The following is a 20,507-nucleotide window of genomic DNA, read 5'->3' as shown; positions in this document are numbered from 1 at the left end:
CATCCGGCTCGCGGGACCGGGCCTCCGCCATGCCGTACACCCGGACTCGGCACGATCATCGTCCGAGATCTGGTGGAATGGCGAGTTGTGAGTGGTCAGGGCTGGCGACTGGTGCGTCGTGAGGATGCGGGGAGAGCTGTTGCCCCTGTGCTGGACGAGCACCAGCGGGCGGTGGTGGCCCACGAGGGCGGCCCGCTGCTCGTGCTCGCCGGGCCCGGCACCGGCAAGACCACCACGATCGTGGAGACCGTGGTGGACAGGATCGAGCGCCGCGGCGTGGATCCCGAGCGGGTGCTCGTGCTCACCTTCAGCCGCAAGGCGGCCGAGGAGCTGCGCGAACGCATCACCGGCCGGATGCGCCGCACCACCCGCACCCCGCTCGCCCTCACCTTCCACAGCTACGCCTACGCGCTGCTCCGCCGCGAGGCCGTGCTCGCCGGAGGGGTGCCGCCCCGCCTGCTGACCGGTCCCGAACAGCTTCTGGAGATCCGCCGCCTGCTCCACGGCGAGCTGGAGGACGGCGCCGCGCACTGGCCGGACGACATGCACGAGGCGCTCAAGACCCGCGGCTTCGCCTCCGAGCTCCGCGACTTCCTGTCCCGCGCCGCCGAGCGCGGTCTCGAAGGCGCCGAGCTGGTCGAGCTGGGCCGCCGCCACGGCCGTGCCGACTGGGTGGCCGCCGGGCGGTTCTCCGACCGCTACCAGGCCAGGTTCGACCTCGATCTGGAGCCGGTGCTCGACTACTCGGAGCTGATCCGCGCCGCCGCCGCCCTGCTCAACGATCCCGAGGTACGGCAGCGCGAGCGGTCCGCCTACGACGCCGTCTTCGTGGACGAATACCAGGACACCGACCCGGCACAGGAGCTCCTGCTCCGGCAGCTGGCGGGGGAGGGGCGCGACCTCATCGCGGTCGGCGATCCCGACCAGTCGATTTACGGCTTCCGCGGCTCCGATGTCCGCGGAATCATGAAATTTCCGGATAGATTCCGTGACGCGGCGGGGGAGAAGGCGCCGGTCATCGCGCTGCGCGTCTGCCGCCGTAGCGGCTCCGAGCTTCTGAAGGCCACCCGGCGCATCACCGCGCGGCTGCCCGCCACCCCGGGCGGCGCCGCGCACCGGGACCTGAAACCCCTTCCGGACACCGAGCCCGGCGACGTCCGGGTCCTGGTGACCGACGGGGCCATCCAGGAGGCCGCGGTCGTCGCCGACACGCTCCGGCGGGCGCACCTGCTGGACGGCGTCCCCTGGTCGCGAATGGCGGTGCTGGTGCGGTCGGCGACGCGCCAGGTGCCGCTGCTGCGCCGGGCGCTGGTCTCGGCCGGGGTGCCGGTCGTGGTCGGCGGCGGCGAGGTGCCGCTGTTCCAGGAGCCGGGCGTGCGGCCGCTGATCAGGCTGATCCAGGTCGCGCTCCATCCGGAGATCCTCGACGAGGCGCTGGCGGAGGAGCTGCTGACCGGCGCGCTCGGCGGCACCGACATGATCGGTGTGCGCCGCCTGCGCCGTACCCTGCGGATCGCCGAGCACGAGGCGCTGACGCACCCCGACGAGCGCGACCTGGTGGACAACTCCGCCGAGCGTGACGCCGCCGAGCCGCGCTCGTCGGGCGAGCTGCTGGTCGCGGCGTTGAAGGACGTGCGGGAGCTGGTCAGGGTGGATCCCCAGGTGGCGCTGCCCGCCGAGCGGCTGGCGAAGCTCATCGCCGGCGCCGCCGAGGCCGTACGGCGGGGCGGCACCGCGGAAGACATGCTCTGGACCGTCTGGCAGGCCACCGAGCTGGCCGCGAAGTGGACCGAGACGAGCGTCAGGGGCGGCTTCCGGGGGACCATGGCCGACCGCGACCTCGACGCGGTGGTGGCACTGTTCGACCACGCGGCCAGGTTCGTGGACCGCCTGCCGCACGCCGGCGTCGACGTGTTCGTGGAGGACCTGGTCGCCCAGGAGATCGCCGGTGACTCCCTCGCCGAGCGGGCCCCCGACGGAGACACGGTCCGCATCCTGACCGCGCACCGCTCCAAGGGCCTGGAGTGGGACGTCGTGGTCGTGGCGGGGGTCCAGGAGGGCGCCTGGCCCGACCTGCGGCTGCGCGGATCCATCCTGAGCGCCGACGACATGGTCGCCAGGGCCGAGGGCTCCGAGCACGAGAACCCGGCGGCCGTCTCCGCCGCACTGGCCTCCCAGCTGCTGGCCGAGGAGCGCCGCCTGTTCTACGTGGCCGCGACCAGGGCCAGGAAGCGGCTCATCGTCACCGCCGTGGGCGGGGAGGACACCGAGGAGCGGCCCTCCCGGTTCATCACCGAGCTGGTGCCCGGGTCGACCGACGAGACCGGCATCGACGAGCGCTCCCGCTGGCTGAGCATGTCCGCCCTGGTGGCGGACCTGCGCTCGGCGGTCTCCGACCCCACCAGGCCCGACCCGCTCCGCAGGACCGCGGCCGAACACCTGGCCAGGCTCGCCGCCGCCGGGGTGCCCGGCGCCCACCCCAACGACTGGTACGCCCTCACCCCGATCTCCGACGATCGCCCGCTGAGCTGGCCCGACGACATCGTGCGCATCTCGCCCTCGGCGGTGGAGAGCTTCAGCAAATGCGGCCTGCGCTGGCTGCTGGAGACCTCGGTGGGGGCGAGCGGCACCGACGCGGCCCGGGGTCTGGGCACGGTCATCCACGCGCTGGCGGTGCTCGCGGCGACCGGGATGCCCACCGAGGACACCCTCGGCAAGCGCCTGGACGAGGTCTGGCACGAGCTGGACTTCGGCGGTGTCTGGTACAACCGCAAGCAGCGCAAGGTCGCGGAGGAGATGATCTCCAAGTTCGTCCGCTGGCACCAGGACAACCCCCGCGAGCTGGTCGGCCTGGAGGAGGCGTTCACGGCCATGGTCTCCGAGGGGGTGCAGATCAAGGGCCGGGTGGACCGGGTGGAGCGTGACGGCGAGGGCCGAGCCGTGATCATCGACATCAAGACCGGTAAGAACGGGCCGAAGGACGCCGAGCTCGAACGCCATCCCCAGCTCGGGGTCTACCAGCTCGCCGCGCTGCTGGGCGCCTTCCAGCGGCACGGGATGACCGAGCCGGGCGGCGCGGCCCTGGTCCAGGTGGGCGACGCCGCGGGCAAGAAGGGCGCCAAAGAGCAGGCGCAGCAGCCCCTGGGGGAGGACGATAATCCCGGCTGGGCCCGCGACATGGTCGACACCGTGGCGATCGGCATGTCGGGGCCCTTCTTCCAGGCCAAGGTCAACGATGGATGCCGCACCTGCGCTGTGCGGGCGAGCTGCCCGGTCAGCAAGAACGGAGATCAGGTGTGCTGAGCCGTACCACCGGCCGCGAGGCCGCCCCCGCGCTGAGCCGTGCCGTCCGTGGTGAGGGTGCTCGTGCTGTGAGCCGTGTCGCCCGTGGTGAGGGTGCTCGTGCTGTGAGCCGTGTCGCCCGTGGTGAGGGTGCTCGTGCCGTGAGCCGTGCCGTCCGCGGCGGGGTCACCGCGTGCTGAACCCGATCCAGCTCGCGGCCAAGCTGGGGATCCTGCCACCCACTCCCGAGCAGGCCGACGTGATCGAGGCCGGTCTCGAACCGATGGTCGTGGTGGCCGGGGCCGGGTCGGGCAAGAGCGAGACCATGGCCGGGCGGGTCGTCTGGCTGGTCGCCAACGGCCTGGTCCGTCCTGAGCAGGTGCTCGGCCTGACCTTCACGAGGAAGGCCGCAGGAGAGCTCTCCATCCGCGTTCGCGAGCGGCTCAACGGCCTCGTCGCCGCGGGCCAGGTCCCCGCCGAGCTGATGGAGGGCGAGCCGACCATCTCGACCTACCACGCCTACGCGGCCCGGCTGGTCACCGACCACGCCCTGCGTGAGGCGCTGGAGCCGACCATGCGCCTGGTCACCCCGGCCGTCTCCTGGCAGCTCGCCGGGCGGGTGGTCAGCGCCTACGACGGGCCGATGGAGCAGATCGAATGGGGTCCGGCCACCGTCACCCGGGCGGTGCTGGAGCTGTCGGGGGAGCTGGCCGAGCACCTGCGTTCCCCGCAGGACGTCCGGGAGGTCGGCGCCTGGCTCGCCCAGCGGTACGGCGAGCTGCCCGGCACGCCCGTCAAGGACCAGCGCAGGCCGCTGGCCACCCAGCGGGCCAGGGAGCAACTGCTGCCGCTGGTCGAGGCCTACAGCCGGCTCAAGCGCAGCCGCGAGGTCGTCGACCACGGAGACCAGATGGCGCTGGCCGCCCGCATCGCGGCCAAGCACGCCGAGGTCGGCGAGATCGAGCGGGGACGGTTCGCCGTCGTCCTCCTGGATGAATACCAGGACACCAGCCACGCCCAGCTCGTGCTGCTCCGCGCGCTGTTCGGCGGCGGCCATCCGGTGACCGCCGTGGGCGACCCCTGCCAGTCCATCTACGGCTGGCGCGGCGCCTCGGCGGGCAACCTCACCCGCTTCCCCCGCGACTTCAGGACCGCCGCCGGAGAGCCCGCTCCGGTCCGCCGCCTCTCGGTCAGCTTCCGCAACGGCGACGCCGTACTGGACGTCGCCGCCCGGCTGCAGATCCCGCTCCGGATGGAGGCCAGGGAGGTGCCGGTGCTCGTGCCGGGTGGCAACCGGATCGAGCGCGGCCGGGTGGTGTGCGCCTTCCACGAGACCGCCGACGACGAGGCGGAGTGGATCGCCGCCGGGATCGCCAAGGTGCTGGGCGCCGAGACCGCACCCGACGGCATGCCGTGGGGCGAGGGCGAGCGCAAGAAGGCCAAGCAGAGCGCGTGGGGCGGCCCGCAGTGCGTGCAGCCCCACGACGTGGCGATCCTGGCCAGGAAGCGCTCGCAGTTTCCCGCGCTGCGCAAGGCGCTGGAGAACCGGGGGATTCCGGTCGAGGTGGTCGGACTGGGCGGCCTGCTCGCCGTGCCGGAGGTCTCCGACATCGTCTCCACCCTGCGCGCGCTCTACGACCCGACCGCGGGAGACGCCCTGGTCCGGCTGCTCTCCGGACCGCGGTGGAGGATCGGCCCCGCCGACCTCAAGGAGCTGGGTGAGCGGGCGCGCGAGCTGAACCGGGAGACCAGGGACGGCGCGTCGCCGGTGGCCGACCCGCTGGACCAGGTCGTGGCGGACATGGCCGAGGAGCGCGGCAGCCTGATCGACGCCCTCGACGAGCTGCCCGACCGCCCCGAATGGCAGGACCTGTTCTCGCCCCTGGCGCGCCTGCGGCTGGTCGCCATGGCCCAGGAGCTGCGAACCCTGCGTGCCCACACCGGTCAGCCCCTCCCCGACCTGATCCTCGAGATCGAGCGCAGGCTCAACCTCGACATCGAGGTGGCGGCGCGGGGGACGGCCATCGGAGCCTTCGCCGCCCGCGCGGACCTGGACGCCTTCCTGGACGCCGCCGCCCGGTTCGCGGGCGACTCGGAGGACCCCACGCTGGGCGCCTTCCTGGCGTTCCTGAAGGCGGCGGACGAGGAGGAGAACGGCCTGGACGCCGGGCGGGTGGGAGAGAGCAACAGCGTGAAGCTGATGACCATCCACGCCTCCAAGGGCCTGGAGTGGCCGGTCGTCGTGGTGCCCGGCATGTCGCAGGCGCTGTCGAAGGCCGGGACGCTCACGGTCGGCACGGTGTTCCCCGCCCGGGCGGCGACCAGTCCCAAGTGGACGGAGAACCCGCGCAAACTGCCCTACCAGCTCCGCGGAGACGCCTCCGACCTGCCGGGGCTGGCCGGGCTGGCCAAGGAGGAGCTGGCCGATTTCGACGAGCGCTGCCGTGACCGCGACCTGATGGAGGAGCGCCGCCTCGCCTACGTGGCCGTCACCCGCGCGCACTACCTCCTGATCGCCTCCGGTTACCGGTGGGGCAGCGCGGCCAAACCGCTGGAGCCCTCCGACTTCCTGGTGGAGACCCGCGACACCTGCGGCCGCGTGGCCTTCTGGGCCCCGGAGGCGGAGGAGGGCGCCACCAACCCCCTCCTCACCGAGCCCGCCGAATCCACCTGGCCCGTCACGCCGGACGGCCTCCGGTACGGGGCCGTCCTCGACGGCGCCACCATGGTCGAATCCGCTCTCGCCGCACTCGCCGGTGCCGCGCCGATCTCCCCGGCAGGGCGGAGCCGTCCGGCAGGTTCCGATCCGGAGAGGGAGGACGTTCCTTTCCCGGAGGCTCCGGATGACGAGGACGTCCCCTTTCCGGAGGTCCCCGGCGATGAGGACGTTCCCTTTCCCGAGGCTCCGGACGACGAGGACGGCCCCGTATTCGAGGAGCCTGACGACTTCCAGGACCTTCAGGACTTCCGGGACCCTGAGAGTCCGCGGGAAGGCCGGGACCCGGAAGACCTTCGGGAGCCCCGGGCCCCCGAGAGTCTCCAGGGCTCGGAGCGCCCCCGGGACTCCGGGGATCTCCAGGATCCCCAGGGCTTCGAGGACTTCGGAAAACCTCGGGACCACGGGGAGCCGGGACCGGTGCTCCCCGCGCGGCGGGGCGATCCGGCCGGTTCCGAGTATGAGCGCGTGCCCGAGGAGCCCGAGAACGAGCGCGCCGCGGCCTTCCCTGAGCTACGGGGATGGGACAGGGAGCGGGCCAAGGCCTGGGAGCGCGACACCGAGCTCCTGCTGAGAGAACGGGAGATGAACCGGCGGCGCGGTAGCGGGCGGGTGGAGCTTCCCACTCACCTGACCGTCTCGTCGCTTGTCACGCTGGCCTCCGACCCCAAGGCCCTGGCCAGGCAGATCCGCCGTCCCGTGCCCAAGAAGCCCACCCCCCTGGCCCGCAGGGGGACGTCCTTTCACCGCTGGCTGGAGTCTCGCTGGGGACAGCAGCGGTTGATGGACGAGTTCGAGCTGCCCGGCGCGTCCGACGACTTCGAGGAGACCGACGCGCATCTCGACGAGCTGCGCGACCGGTTCGAGGAGAGTGAGTGGGCGGGCAGGGAACCTCTGGACGTCGAGGTCCCGTTCGAGACGATGATCGCCGACCGGTTGATCCGGGGCCGGATGGACGCGGTGTTCCAGGTCTCGGAAGACCGCTACGAGGTGGTCGACTGGAAGACCGGCCGGCGCCCCAACGGCAAGAAGGCCGAAGCCGCCGCCTCAGTTCAGCTTGCCGCCTATCGCCTGGCCTGGTCCCATCTGGCCGCCATCCCCCTGGATCACGTGAGCGCGGCATTCCACTACGTTCGCCTCAACGAGACGGTCCGGCCCGTTAACCTTCTCGACGAGCGTGGCCTTATCGCGCTCGTCGAGTCGGTCCCCGCGCTGGGCTGAACCAGGGCGTCCGGTTGTCGTCTCCGTGGCCGCGGCACGGGCCGTCCGCATGAAATCGGACGTGACTTCGTCCGGCTTCCGGCGCGGGCGGGACATGCTCTGGGCTATAACGCTCGGCGTTAAATGACCCCACTCCATCTTGCTTTGGGAGAGGGTGCCATTGAGGGCGAGTAGATTAGTGGAGCAGTCGGATCCAGCCGTCACTGTTGCACGAGGGCGTCGGGTCCTTCTCTGCCCGCATGGAATTGCAATGACAGAGGGAGCGCCTCAGGGAGAGTAAGCCCCTTTGGCCCGAAGCACCTGGCGGAACCGCTAAGGTATCGCCAACACCTAAACATCATTTGGAGAACGATCATGGCCAAGCGGATCGTGGAGTCTTTTGTAGACGACCTAGACGGTAGCGAGGCAGAGGGAACCATTGCCTTTGCCATCGAAGGCTCGTCCTACGAGATCGATCTCTCAGGCTCGAACGCAGACAAGCTGCGCGCGGCGCTCGCACCGTTCATCAACGCTGCTCGTCCGGTCCGCCAGGAGCGACCGGGGCGTGGCCGTAAGCTCAACGTCTCCGGCCGGGCGCTCGAGCGCGAGAAGAGCAGCGCGATTCGTACGTGGGCGAAGGACCAGGGTCTGAACGTCAGCGAGCGCGGCCGGATTGCGGCGAAGATCGTCGAGCAGTACGAAGCGGCCAACTAGGTAAGTCCTCTTACCGAGCTCGGCCGTAAAAGCCCCCTCCTCCGGAGAGATCCGAAGGAGGGGGCTTTTTTCGTTGCTCGAAAAGAGCGGCGGGCAACAGGTCCGATCTGCGCGGGCGCGCCGTGGCAATCGCGAATGTTAGCGGAAACATGGAAAGGCGCGCAGGGGAGTGGACGTCCGGCAGGAGGCAATCTCCACACCTGCTGGGCCGTCGGGTCAATGATCGCCGGACGTGCGCCCGTCGATGATTGAATTCGCCTTATCCATGATGAATGCGAGAGAGGCCTCATTCCTGTCGCACGCGTGAGGAGTAAAAAGAGTTTCTCGAAGGTCGGCGGTTAAAATCGACGACAGGTTGCCTTGAGGTTTTCGTCCGTTGTCCAAGAAGGAAGCGGGCGCCGTTCCGCCGCATGGAGCCGTTCCGGCGGAGTGTTTTCCACCGGAAGCGTGTGGCGGCGGAAGAGCCGGTTCCCCGGGCAATTCATGGAGAGGCTCGCCAAACGGATCTGTGAACGGACCGTCGCCGGAGCCATCGGCGCCGGGGTTGGATGTCACTCGCGGACCGTGACCGGGATGAGAAGTCGCCATCGTGGTTTGCGCAGCGCCTCACCCGGGAACATCAAGATCGTTTTGATGGCCGTCGCGGCGAGGACCGTCACAATAGTCGCCGCGAACGGGCCGAAAATGCGGATATGCCGGTAAGAACCGTCAACCATCATGGTCTCCGTTTCTCCAGCCTCCGCGCATGGTCGCGTCGGGTATTCGCGATTGTCGAGGACTCACTCCGATTTCGCCGCCGCCTGCCGGTGGCGGAGGCCGTTACTCATGACATTCGCCATTCAGAACGCGGTGGGAGTGAGATGTCCGAGCCGTGCCGGCCATCTGAAACACGGTGACGGCCGGAAGCGGCCGTCCGGGCAGCCCGGGGCCAGGCTCGTGTAAGTGACCCAAGGTGCGGCGATCGGCGCGGAAATAAGGGCACCCCGACCAAGAAAGTGCCAAGGCACGCCCTTGCGATGCGCTCCGTCTCATCCCCGGGGAGAAACGCCGACCGGTTCGGGAGGGGCATCATCAAAGGAGCCGTTCATCGGAGTTCCATATCGCCGATGGAATTCTCCGCCCGCCATCCGGGCGCCGCTCGCTCACGCATAACCTCCGGCGGCCGTGGCCCGGAGGCGATCTCCTGGCCGGAGGTCTCCTCTCCACCCCTGCGATCTTGGCCAAGGCGCGGGGAGGTCCGCCCGGTCGGTATCGGATCCGGCTCTTCTGGGGCGTCCGTTGTCGAACGGCCGGTGAACCGGCGATGAAGTTCTCTCCGTCCATCTTCGAGATCGGCTCCGGAGAGAGTTTTGCTGGCTTATGCTCCCCAGAGTCGCTTTTGTGCTCATCTGACGGGAGTTTCCCGGTGACACGTCCCGCTTGGCCATCCGCCGCCCGCCGGGCGCTCCTCGCCGCGATCGTCCTTCTCCCCCTGGCCGGCTGCACGAGCGATCCCGCTCCGGACGCCTCGCCCTCCACGGCGGAAGTCGCACCGCCCGCCGCGGAAAGCGTGATGGGCATCGCGCGGAGCGTGTGCGGCACCAGCTGGACCGGGCACGGCGGGGACCGGACGTTCCTGGTCAAGAACACGGACACGGTCACCACCGACGTCGAGCTCGTCGACCCGGGCAACGGGGCGGTCTACGCGGAGGTGGAGTCGCTGGCGCCGGGCACCACCAGATCCCTGCGCGTCCGGCTGGGGCACGGCGCTTACGCCCTCCGCTGCCTGCCGGAGGGCGTGAACATGCTGACCGGCCCGACCGTGCGGATCACCGACGGACCACAGGACGGCACCCCGGCCGTCCTGCCGGTGGACGACCAGGATCTGACCGGCGCGGTAGGCCGATACCGGAAAGGCGTGACCGCCGGGCTGGCCGTTCTGTCCGATGACGTCGCCGTCCTGCGCCGGGCGTTGCACCACGGTGACCGGGCCGACGCCCGGACCGCGTGGTTGACCGCACACCTGGGATACGAACGGCTGGGCGCCGCGTACGGGACCTTCGACGAGTTCGCCGACAGGATCGACGGCCTGCCCGACAGCCTGCCGGGTGGTGTGCACGACAAGGACTTCTCGGGTTTTTACCGCATCGAGTACGGACTCTGGCACGGCGAGTCGCCCTCGTCGCTGGCTCCGGTGGGCGACCGGCTCGCCTCCGACGTCGCGAAGTTGCGGCACGACTTCCCCGAGCAGCGGACCGATCCCATGGACCTGCCGCTGCGCGCCCACGAGATCCTGGAGGACACCCTCCAGTCCCAGCTGACAGCCGCCGCCGACCAGGGCAGCGGGACCGGCCTGGCCACGGCCGAAGCGAACCTCGACGGCACGCAGGCCGTACTGGACGCGATCGCGCCGGTCATGCGGAGCCGGTACGCGGGGTGGGATCAGGTGGGCGTCTGGATGGGACGCGCCCGGCGGTTGCTGAAGGACGCACGTCGCCCCGGTGGCGGATGGACTCCCGTCGCCTCGCTGAAGACGATCGATCGCCGGCGGCTGGACGGCACGATCGGCGCACTGCTGGAGGAACTCGCCCCGATCGCGGCGATCGGTGAGACCCGGAGGACATCATGACGGACCGTCGGACGTTCATGCGCGGAGCGCTGGGTGTGGGCGTGGCGGGCGCCGTGCTCGCCGGGGCGCCGTCCGGTCGCGCGACCGCGACCCCGGCCCCGGTCGCTGATCCGGTGGTGGCCTTCCACGGCGCGCACCAGGCCGGCATCACCACCCCTCAGCAGCGAAACGCCACGCTGGTGGCCTTCGACGTGCTCGCCGCCGACCGGCGGGAGCTGACCGGCCTGGTGCGGACCCTGACCGAGCGGGCCAGGTTCCTCACCTCGGGCGGCACCCCGCCCGAGGTGGGAATCGGCGCACCGCCGACGGACTCCGGGGTCCTCGGTCCCACGGTGCCGGCGGACGGGCTGACCGTGACCGTCGGGGTGGGCGCGTCCCTGTTCGACGGCAGGTACGGCCTGGCAGACCGCAAGCCGGCCGGGCTGACCCCCATGCGCGACTTTCCCAACGACCACCTCGACGAAGCGCGGTGCCACGGGGACCTGAGCCTGCAGCTGTGCGCCGACAATCGGGACACCGTGTCGCACGCCCTGCGGGACATCGCCAAGCACACCAGGGGCGGGATGCAGGTGCGCTGGCGGATCGACGGCTTCGTCTCCCCGCCCAGGCCCTCCGGCACGCCGCGCAACCTGATGGGCTTCAAGGACGGCACGTCCAACCTCGACGTCTCCGACAGCGCGCTGATGGACCAGCTGGTCTGGCTGCCCGAAGGCGGCAGCTACCAGGTGATCCGGATCATCCGGATACTGGCCGAGTTCTGGGACAGGGTCTCCATCCTGGAGCAGGAGAACATGATCGGCAGGCGCCGGGACACCGGGGCGCCCCTGGACGGCGACCACGAGCTCGACGTGCCGAACTTCGCCGCCGATCCGGTCGGCACCTCGATTCCGCTGACCAGTCACATTCGCCGGGCCAATCCACGCGTTCCCCAGACGGACGGCAGCCGCATCCTGCGCAGACCGTACAACTACGACCTCGGCGTCGACTCGGTCGGCGACCTCGACATGGGCCTCGTCTTCGTCTGCTACCAGCGGGATCTCGCGGCACAGTTCGAGGCGGTGCAGACCAGGCTGGCCGACGAGCCACTGGTCGACTACATCCAGCCCGTCGGTGGGGGCTACTTCCTCGTCCTGCCCGGGGTGCGCGATGTCGACGACTATTTCGGCCAGACGTTGGTGGGCTGATGTGGACGGACCGTTAACCCAGTGTTTGGCCTGGCGTCATGATTCCGTGGTGGCCGTCGCTCCGTCGCTCCGAAAGATTGACGAGTGCACCTAAACCACTCATTTATGGAAGAAGGCGACATGGGCATGAAGTCCCATAGCCGGATCAGAAGGACCCAGATGCTCGCGGTGGCGGCAACGGTCGCGGCCCTGGCGATGACCACGGTGGCGGCAAGCCCCGGGTGGGCCGACCACGGAGCGGCGTCCAAGCCCGCCGACCACTCCAGCCGCACGTCGACGCCGATCAAGCACCTCGTTGTCCTCTTCGACGAGAACGTCTCGTTCGACCACTACTTCGGCACGTACCCCCAGGCCGCCAACACCGACGGTACGACGTTCAAGGCCGCGAAGGGGACCCCCAAGGTCGACGGCCTGAGCAAGAAGCTCCTCACGAAGAACCCGAACCAGTTCAACCCCAAGCGCCTGGCCCCCTCGCAGGCCCTGTCCTGCGACATGGACCACGACTACGGCCACGAGCAGCTCGCCTACAACGGCGGCAAGGCCGACAAGTTCGTCGAGAACACCGGGCGGGACAAGTGCACGGGCCAGCCGGTCATCTTCGGTGAGCCCGGCCTGGTCATGGACTACTACGACGGCAACACCGTCACCGGTCTGTGGAACTACGCCCAGAACTACGCGATGAGCGACAACTCCTTCAACACGGGGTTCGGGCCGTCCACCCCGGGAGCGCTCAACCTGATCTCCGGGCAGACCCACGGCGTGTACGCGGTGAACCCGGTCACGCACGCGAAGGTCACCGACGCCTACACGGTCGCCTCGCCGGACGCCAAGGGCGTGGGAACGGTCATCAACGACCCGGACCCCGCGTTCGACGACTGCTCGGACACCAACCACACCTCCACCAACGCCCTCGCCGCGATGAAGGGCAAGAACATCGGTGACCTCCTCAACGACCAGAAGGTGACCTGGGGCTGGTTCCAGGGCGGCTTCACGCCGACCGGCACCACCAACGGCTACCAGGTCTGCGGCGCCACCCACCAGAACATCGGCGGCAACTCCGTGGTCGACTACAGCCCGCACCACAACCCGTTCGCCTACTACGAGTCCACCAGCAACCCCAAGCACCTGCCGCCGTCCTCGGTCGCCAAGATCGGCCAGACCGACCAGGCCAACCACCAGTACGACCTGACCGACTTCCACAAGGCGGTCAAGGCGGGCAACCTCCCCGCGGTCAGCTTCCTCAAGGCGAGCGAGTACCAGGACGGCCACGCCGGTTACTCCGACCCGCTCGACGAGCAGCACTTCCTGGTCGACACCATCAACGAGCTGCAGCGGTCGAAGGACTGGAGCTCCACGGCGGTCGTCATCGCCTACGACGACTCCGACGGTTGGTACGACCACACCAAGCCTCCCATTTTCAACGGCTCCGCCGACCCGGCCCACGACGTGGCGGCGCTGTGCGGCACCGCCTCGGCGGCCGGCGGCTACGCCGACCGCTGCGGCATGGGCCCCCGCCTCCCGATGCTGGTCATCAGCCCGTACAGCAAGACCAACTACGTCGACCACACCCGGACCGACCAGACCTCGATCCTCAAGTTCGTCGAGGACAACTGGGGCACCGGCCGTATCGGTGACTCCTCCTTCGACGCCCATGCCAAGCCGCTGACCGGAATGCTCGACTTCCGCCACGGCCCCAACAAGAAGCCGGTGCTGCTCAACCCGACCTCGGGTGCGGTCACCCGTAGCTGATCTCGGCCGTTGCGGGTGACCACACCCGTGGTCACCCGCAACCGACCGCACCCGCCGTCATTGGACGGCAGGTGCGGCGGTGGGCAGGTCGCGGACCTTCCAAGGATCCCCGAGCGGTCGGCCGCCGACCTCCGGCGCTCCGGGACCGGCAGAGGCTGAAGATCGGCGGTTCGCTCCGGGGCGCTCCGGTGACGCACTCGTACAGCGTCGTCCGAGAGCGGCCGGCGGCAGTAAAATCATCGGCGTCCGGCGGCCTGTGGCTGCTACCGTGATCTCATGAACACGTCCGCGCATCAGGTGACGATGCCCCGCTCACGGGGCCGCTGACGCTGCACGGACGATCTTCTCCGAGGCCCTGCGACGGGGCCTCGAGCATTTCACGGGTCGGAGCCCCGGTTTCCTGGAGGTTCCGATGACCACACCGCACACCTACATCACCACCACGATCCCTTACGTCAACGCCCGGCCCCACCTGGGATTCGCGCTGGAGATCGTGCAGGCCGACGTGCTCGCCCGGTTCCACCGCCGACAAGGTGACCAGGTCCGGTTCCAGACCGGAACCGATGACAACTCGCTGAAAAACGTGCTGGCCGCCGAAGCCGCGGGTGTTGCCGTCCAGGAATTCGTGGACGGCAACGCGGAGGCGTTCATCGCGCTCCGCGAGCCGCTTGCGCTGGCGGTCGACGACGTCATCCGTACCAGCCGCGACCCTCGCCACAGGGCCGGCGTGGAGAGGCTCTGGCGGGCCTGCGCCGACGACCTCTACCGAAGACACTACGAAGGCCTGTACTGCGTCGGTTGCGAGCAGTTCTACACGCCTGCCGAACTCACCGGCGGCCGCTGCCCCGAGCACGGCACAGAGCCCCAGTGGGTCGCCGAGGAGAACTGGTTCTTTCGCCTCTCCCGCTATGCCGACCGGCTCCACGAGCTCATCTCCAGCGGGCGCCTGCGGATCGAACCCGTCGAACGCCGCAACGAAGTCCTCGGGTTCATCGCCGGTGGTCTGCAGGACTTCTCCGTCTCCCGATCGACCGCTCGCGCACGCGGCTGGGGGATCCCCGTACCCGGCGATCCCGGCCAGGTCATCTACGTGTGGTGGGACGCGCTCGGCAACTACATCACCGCCCTGGACTACGGCACCGGCGGGGAGAACCACCGGCGCTGGTGGACCGGCTCTGACCGTCGCATCCATCTGGTCGGGAAAGGGGTGCTGCGCTTCCACGCCGTCTACTGGCCGGCGATGCTGCTATCGGCAGGTCAGCCTCTGCCCACCGACATAGTGGTGCACGACTACCTCACCGCCAACGGCCGCAAGATCAGTAAATCCAGCGGGGTCACGGTCGACCCGGCCGTCCTGGCCGGAGAGTACGGCACCGACGTCGTCCGCTGGTGGTTGCTCCGCGAAGTGCCCCGCGTCGGGGACACCGACTTCATCGTCGACCGCCTCATCGCCCGCGGCAACGACGAACTCGCCAACGGCCTGGGCAACCTCGTCAACCGGGTCGTCGCCATGATCCATCGCTACCGCGACGGGCACGTCCCCGCAGCGGGGAGCGGGACCGGAACGGAGACGAAAGCCGGAACCGGAGCCGCGACTGGAATCGGGACCGGAACGGAGGCGGAGCCAGGGACCGAGGTGAAGACCGGAGCCGGGATCGGGACCGGCGCGCCCGGGTCGGAAGGCCTTCAGGCCGCCTGCCGTCAGGCACCCGGTCTCATCCACGCGGCCCTGACCGATTTCGAATTCCGCAGGGCCACCGCGGCGGTCTGGGCCATTGTGGACGAGGCCAACCGTTACATCAACCACATCCGGCCCTGGGAACTGGCCAAGGCCGAACGGGACGGTGATTTTGACGCCACGGCCCGGCTCGACGCCGTCCTCGTCGTGCTCATCCGGGCATGCAGGGCGCTGGGCGATCACCTGACGCCCTTCCTGCCCGACACCGCCATCCGCATCGCCCAGCAGTGCGCGGCCCGGGACGGCAAACTTCCCGGCCCCCGTCCGCTCTTCCGGAGAATTACCGCCCCGGAGCCCGGATCCACGCCCCCGCCGTAACCCGACGACTGAGGCCGGCGGTCCGCGGCGGGTCCGGGTGGACGCTCACGCCTGTCGCCATCTGATGATCGAAACCGGATCGTCCCCACCACCGGACCACTTCCGCGCATGCCGGGATCAGCCGATGGGCAGGCTGAGCTCGATGCGCTGACCAGCGGACATTTTAAGATCGGAGACGCCGAAGTGATATCTGCGGTACCGGTGAGGGATCGAGTCTCGGGACTGGCCTCCACGGCGGAGCTGCCCGCTTACGTCTACGACCTGGTCGAGCTGGACGCCCACCTGTCGGCCGTGCGGGCGGCGCTGGGCGACGTCGAGCTCTACTACGCGGTGAAGGCCAATCCCGATCCCGAGCTGTTGCGGGTGCTCTCCCCGTACGTCGACGGCTGGGAGGTGGCTTCGGGCGGAGAGCTGGCCCACGTGCGCGAGCTCTTCCCGGACGCTTCGATCGCGCTGGGCGGGCCCGGCAAGACGGAGAAGGAACTGCTCAGCGAGGTCACCCGGCTGCACGTCGAGAGCCCCGGTGAGCTGCGGCGGCTCCTTGCGTCGGGACATCGGGCGGATGTGTTGCTCCGGGTCAACCTGGACGTTCCGATCGAGGGCGCCTCGCTGGCCATGGGCGGTGGCGCGACGCCGTTCGGCATGGATCCGGAGGGGATCGCCGAGTGCGTGGCAATGTTGGAAGGCCAGGACGCGGTACGGCTACGCGGGATCCACGCGCATCTGGCCAGCGGCCTCGACGCCGCGCGGTTGCTGGTGCTGGCCGAAGCCGTCCTGACCTACGCCCGGGGGCTGGGTGTCACCGAGATCAACCTCGGCGGCGGCATGGCCGTGTCCTACGCCGACCCCGACGACCGGTTCGACTGGCGCTCGTACGGCGAGGGACTGGCGAGGTTGCGCCGCCCCGGCGAGGTGCTGCGCATCGAGCCGGGACGTTCGCTGACGGTCTACTGCGGGCGGTACGTGACGCAGGTGATCGACGTGAAGCGCGTGCACGGCGAGCTGTTCGCGGTGGTCGCCGGCGGCACCCACCACCTCCGGACCCCCGCCACGAAGGGGCACGACCAGCCGCTGGTCATGGGGGCTCCGGGCGAGCCGGTCACGATCGTCGGCCAGCTCTGCACTCCCAAGGACATCCTCGCCAGGAAGGCCCCCATGCGGTTGGAGGTGGGGGACGTCGTGGAGTTCACGATGGCCGGCGCCTACGCCTGGAACATCTCCCACCACGACTTCCTGATGCATCCGAAGCCGAGCTTCCACTATCTGACCGCGCGCTGAGAACCGAGATGACGGAGGGCCCCGAGAACTCGGGGCCCTCCGTCATGAACGGGTGAACGGTCCGTCCGGGATCACGAGAGCACCTCGTGAACGGGCGAACGACCCGTCTGACATTACGAGAGCACCGTGTGAACGGATGGACGGTCCGTCCGGGATCAGGAGAGCACCGCCAGGGGGTTGGCCACCAGCACGTACCCGGCCGCACGGTCGGCCGATCGTGTCCACCGGACCGACAGGTTGGCCTTGGCGGGCAGCGGCACCCCGGCCAGCAGGTCGGACAGCGGTCGCGGCCATCCCCTGGACTCCGCGTATCCGGCCAGCACCTCCCCGGCCACCGCCCACAGCTCCCGCGTCGGCCCCTGCCCCGCGAGAGAGGCCGCGATCTCGGCGAGGTGGTTGACCATCAGGCAGTAGACCACCCGGTTCCAGCCGGCGGCCGGCTCGTAGGTGAGCGCCTCGGCGACCCGCTCCGGCAGCCCGGACAGGTCGTGACGGCCGGAGACGAGTTTGGTGCCCTCCATGTCGCGGAAGACAGCCTCCACCGGCAGCCCCGCCGCGTCCACGCCGATCAGGACGTTCTGCAGGTGGGGTTCCAGCACCACGCCGTGGCTGAGGTAGGCGTCGAGCACCGGCAGCGCGACGTGTTCGACATAGGCACGCCACCAGCGCACCGGCTCGGCCGGAAGCTCGGCGGAGACGGCCAGCGCTCCGCTCAGCAGGGGGGTCACGCCCGGGCGGCAGACCGACCACGGGCTGGTACGGATGATCACACCCAGCCCCTCCAGGAGACGGGTGCCCAGGTCGGCGGAGCGGTAGCCGGGCTCGGGAAGCCAGCGGGTGCCGGGGAACTCGGCCGCGAGATCCTCGAACACCGGTCCGAGGCGCCGGGTCAGCTCGACCGCGCCCGCCAGCTCGTACCAGGAGTTCTTCCGGACGCAGTTGGTGATCCGCACGTCCAGACTGAACTTCAGGCACCGGTCGATCCGCGACTCGTAGACCGTCCTGACCGAGGAGGTGGGGATCGCCATCCGGTCGCCGTCGCCCAGATCGACCAGCCGCCCGTCGGCCAGCGGCGCGGCCAGCTCCGCCGCGAGCAGGTCGAGCTGCCATGGATGCGCGGGGAGCAGCGAGTAGCCGCGAGGTGCCCGGCCGAGGGCGTCGAGCGGGCCGGTGTCGCCCGCCTGGGCCAGCACGTCGTCCCTCACCCCGAGCAGTCGCAGCGGGAAACCGGCGTGCGCCTCGGGGGCGTAGCGCAGCCAGTCCGCGCCGCCGCGCGCCTTCGGACTGGGATGGAACGGATGCCCGAAGACCAGCGCCTGCTCGGAGGCTAGCCACGGATCGGCCGGAGGATCGGCGTCCCGCCGGACCGCCAGCAGCGTCGCCATGACCTCCCTGCTCGCGGCCACCTGCGCCGCGAACTCGTCGTTGACCCCGCCGGATCCGGTCTGCTCGAACCCGATTTCCGCGGGCCCGGTCTCACCCGGTCTGGTTCCCGCGGGCCTGGTCTCTTCGAACCCGATTTCCGTGAACCCGGTCTCACCGGGTTCGGTTCCCGCCGGTACGGCCCCGCCGAGTTCGAGCTCCACAAGCCGGACGAGCAGGTCGGCGGAGAGCGGCTGCCAGGTCCCGGCCTCCAGCCATTCGGCCGGTCCCTCGAAGCGCAGCGCGAGCCCGCCGTGCGTGCGGACCCGCAGCAGGGTGTCCGCGACGCGCAGCAGCACGTACGGCTCGGCGTGCCAGACCTGCCCGCGAGGTCCGGACACCTCCCTCACGCAGCAGCGCAGTAGTGCCGCCAGTGACGCCTCCTCGGCGACGGCGGCGGGAGAGTCGAGCGCGAGGCTGGTCATGTCGTCCTCTGCATGGTTACGGTCTGGACGGCCTGGGGCGGCTGGCGGAGATAGTTGGGACCGCTGGTGCCGTAGAACTTGTTCACGTCGCGCGCACCGGTGCGCGCCTTGTCGACCAGCGTTCCCGCAGTGATCATCGACTTGCCGACGAGCCGGGCGGCGTCGAGGGTTCTGGCTCGCAGCAGCCGGGCCATCGGATCCTCCCCGTACTCGTCCAGCGCGTCGGCGAGCGCGTCGCAGATCAGCCGGGCGGCCTGCGGGGACGGCAGCGCGCCGAACGTCACCGCGGCGGCGGCCAGGTGCAGGGTGATGGTCACGAACACGTCGGCGAGGGCGTGGGGATCGTCGGTCAGCATCCGTCCGTCGGCGAAGTCGGGCACCGCGACGCCCGCGCTCCTCAGCCGGTCCGGCGAGGTCAGCAGCCCGTCGTTGTCCTTGACCAGCAGCTTGGCGGGGCCGTTTCCGAACAGGAGCGAGAGGTTCTGCTGATGAGCTTCCAGCGCGGTGCCGTATCGGACGAAGAGCCGCACGTGGAACCCGAACAGCAGCCGCAGGTACCACCCGAGCAGCCGCGTCACGTCCCCGCCGTACCAGCGCCCGGCGAGCTCCTCCACGACGACTCCGCCGCCGGGCAGGGGCGCGAGCAGCGCGGCCACGGGGACGGCCTCTCCCGCCGGATGGCGGCGCAGGAGCCAGCCCAGATACTCGTGTCCCGCGTGCCCGTAGGTCTGCTCGTCGGCGATGATCACCCCCGGATCGGGCATCTCGCGCAGCAGCAACTCGGCCCGCGCCCCGTCGGCGAGCGTGTCGGGCTTGATCGACCTCCGGTTGCGCAGCCCGAGCGTGCTGGTGGTCAGCGGCAGCTTCAGGTGCGTTCCGGGGACGATCTCGACCGTGCGCATCGACAGTGTGGGTCTGACCTCCAGGTACGGCTCGGGCCCCATGATCGCCCACGGGATCTCCTCGACCGCGGGGACCGTCAGCGGATGCACGGGGAACAGCACGTGCGTCTCCGCGAGTCGCTCGTCCAGCCCGACCGTGGCGAACCCCGGGGCCTCCGGCATCTCCGCCCCCGCCTGCCGCTCCCGGGGCACCGCGGCCCAGCGCAGCTCGAAGGCGGGAGCGAACTCCGGCGCGTAGGCCGTCAGCTCCTTGTCGGAGAGCCCGATCCGGCACCGGGCCGTCGGGTACACCGGATGATCGACAAAAGCGGCCAGCGTCTCGTAGCGCACGGTGCCGTGCCCCATACCCGACACCGGCCGGAGGGCGCCGGACGCCTGAATCGGCACGGCGCCGGATGTCTGGCTTGGTACGGCGCCTGAGCCCTGGCTCGGGACGGCGCCGGATGCCGGGCTCCGCACGGCGCCTGAACCCTGGCTCGGCACAGGGCTTGAACTCTGGCTCGGCACGGCGCTGGACGCCTGGCTTGGTACGGCGCCTGAGCCCTGGCTCGGGACGGCGCCGGACGCCCGGCTCCGCACGGCGCCGAGCCGTTCCGGTGTCCGGGAGGGCTCGGCGCCCAGCCGGGCGAGAACCTCCTCGCGGTGGGCGTCGTGGAGGTCGAGGGAGCGCAGCGCCTCCAGGCACTCCTGGACGAAGGCCTCGACGCCGGGAGCGTCCGTCGGGGCCGAGACCTCCCGCAACGTGTGCAGGACCTCCTCCAGGCGGAGCGCCTCCTCCGGGGCCACCACGAAGTCCTGGAACAGCGAGCCCGGCGTCAGCCGCACCCGGCGCCCCCGGGGCAGGACGAGCGCCACGCCGTCCTTGCTCCGGGTCACCCGCGCCGTCAGGCCGCCGTAGTCCTCGCGCAGGAGCGCGTTCAGAACACGGGCGGCGAGGTACGGTTCCCGACCGCTCACGGTGCCTCTTCCGA

Annotated in this window: 10 protein-coding genes; 8 read left to right on the top strand and 2 right to left on the bottom strand. The window is 70.2% G+C overall.

The window, feature by feature from the left end:
* Positions 1-147: 147 nt before the first annotated feature.
* The 8 genes from CHC08_RS37700 (at position 148) to CHC08_RS37665 (ending at position 16,787) form a co-directional block, all read left to right on the top strand.
* Positions 148-3,303, top strand: coding sequence for an ATP-dependent helicase (locus CHC08_RS37700; protein ID WP_089212167.1), 3,156 nt, complete (start codon positions 148-150; stop codon positions 3,301-3,303).
* A 172-nt stretch (positions 3,304-3,475) separates the two neighbouring features.
* Positions 3,476-7,219 carry an ATP-dependent DNA helicase gene (locus tag CHC08_RS37695; protein WP_089212166.1) on the top strand — a complete coding sequence of 1,248 codons (3,744 nt, stop codon included), beginning with the start codon at positions 3,476-3,478 and terminating at the stop codon, positions 7,217-7,219.
* 354 nt (positions 7,220-7,573) lie between these two features.
* The gene (locus CHC08_RS37690) at positions 7,574-7,912 is read left to right on the top strand and encodes a histone-like nucleoid-structuring protein Lsr2 (RefSeq protein ID WP_089212165.1); all 339 of its coding nucleotides are present in this window, start codon (positions 7,574-7,576) and stop codon (positions 7,910-7,912) included.
* Positions 7,913-9,317: 1,405 nt separating this feature from the next.
* The gene (locus CHC08_RS37685) at positions 9,318-10,520 is read left to right on the top strand and encodes an EfeM/EfeO family lipoprotein (protein WP_179282441.1); all 1,203 of its coding nucleotides are present in this window, start codon (positions 9,318-9,320) and stop codon (positions 10,518-10,520) included.
* Positions 10,517-11,704: an iron uptake transporter deferrochelatase/peroxidase subunit gene (efeB, locus tag CHC08_RS37680; RefSeq protein WP_089212163.1), complete on the top strand. Its 1,188-nt coding sequence runs from the start codon at positions 10,517-10,519 to the stop codon at positions 11,702-11,704. The genes CHC08_RS37685 and efeB overlap by 4 nt, the downstream gene beginning before the upstream one ends.
* A 126-nt stretch (positions 11,705-11,830) precedes the next feature.
* A complete protein-coding gene (locus CHC08_RS37675; protein WP_089212183.1) occupies positions 11,831-13,453 on the top strand; it encodes a phospholipase C in 1,623 nt (540 codons plus the stop codon).
* Positions 13,454-13,865: 412 nt separating this feature from the next.
* Positions 13,866-15,509, top strand: coding sequence for a methionine--tRNA ligase (locus tag CHC08_RS37670; RefSeq protein WP_089212162.1), 1,644 nt, complete (start codon positions 13,866-13,868; stop codon positions 15,507-15,509).
* Positions 15,510-15,710: 201 nt separating this feature from the next.
* The gene (locus CHC08_RS37665; RefSeq protein ID WP_245878804.1) at positions 15,711-16,787 is read left to right on the top strand and encodes an alanine racemase; all 1,077 of its coding nucleotides are present in this window, start codon (positions 15,711-15,713) and stop codon (positions 16,785-16,787) included.
* A 155-nt stretch (positions 16,788-16,942) separates the two neighbouring features.
* On the opposite strand, the gene CHC08_RS37660 is transcribed toward CHC08_RS37665, so the two are convergent.
* A complete protein-coding gene (locus CHC08_RS37660; protein WP_245878803.1) occupies positions 16,943-18,634 on the bottom strand; it encodes an IucA/IucC family protein in 1,692 nt (563 codons plus the stop codon).
* Complete coding sequence (locus CHC08_RS37655) at positions 18,631-20,493, bottom strand: IucA/IucC family protein (protein WP_245878802.1); 1,863 nt, start codon at positions 20,491-20,493, stop codon at positions 18,631-18,633. The genes CHC08_RS37660 and CHC08_RS37655 overlap by 4 nt, the downstream gene beginning before the upstream one ends.
* Positions 20,494-20,507 lie beyond the last annotated feature (14 nt).

The organism is Streptosporangium subroseum (assembly GCF_900188345.1).
Classification (GTDB): domain Bacteria; phylum Actinomycetota; class Actinomycetes; order Streptosporangiales; family Streptosporangiaceae; genus Streptosporangium; species Streptosporangium subroseum.
Note: the sequence above shows the minus strand (reverse complement) of the source record. Positions and strands in the feature narration are given on the sequence as shown.

Coding starts and splice junctions, on each gene's coding strand:
- CHC08_RS37690 (WP_089212165.1), top strand. CDS start 7,574: ATGGCCAAGCGGATCGTGGAGTCTTTTGTAGACGACCTAGACGGTAGC.
- efeB (WP_089212163.1), top strand. CDS start 10,517: ATGACGGACCGTCGGACGTTCATGCGCGGAGCGCTGGGTGTGGGCGTG.
- CHC08_RS37675 (WP_089212183.1), top strand. CDS start 11,831: ATGAAGTCCCATAGCCGGATCAGAAGGACCCAGATGCTCGCGGTGGCG.
- CHC08_RS37670 (WP_089212162.1), top strand. CDS start 13,866: ATGACCACACCGCACACCTACATCACCACCACGATCCCTTACGTCAAC.
- CHC08_RS37660 (WP_245878803.1), bottom strand. CDS start 18,634: ATGACCAGCCTCGCGCTCGACTCTCCCGCCGCCGTCGCCGAGGAGGCG.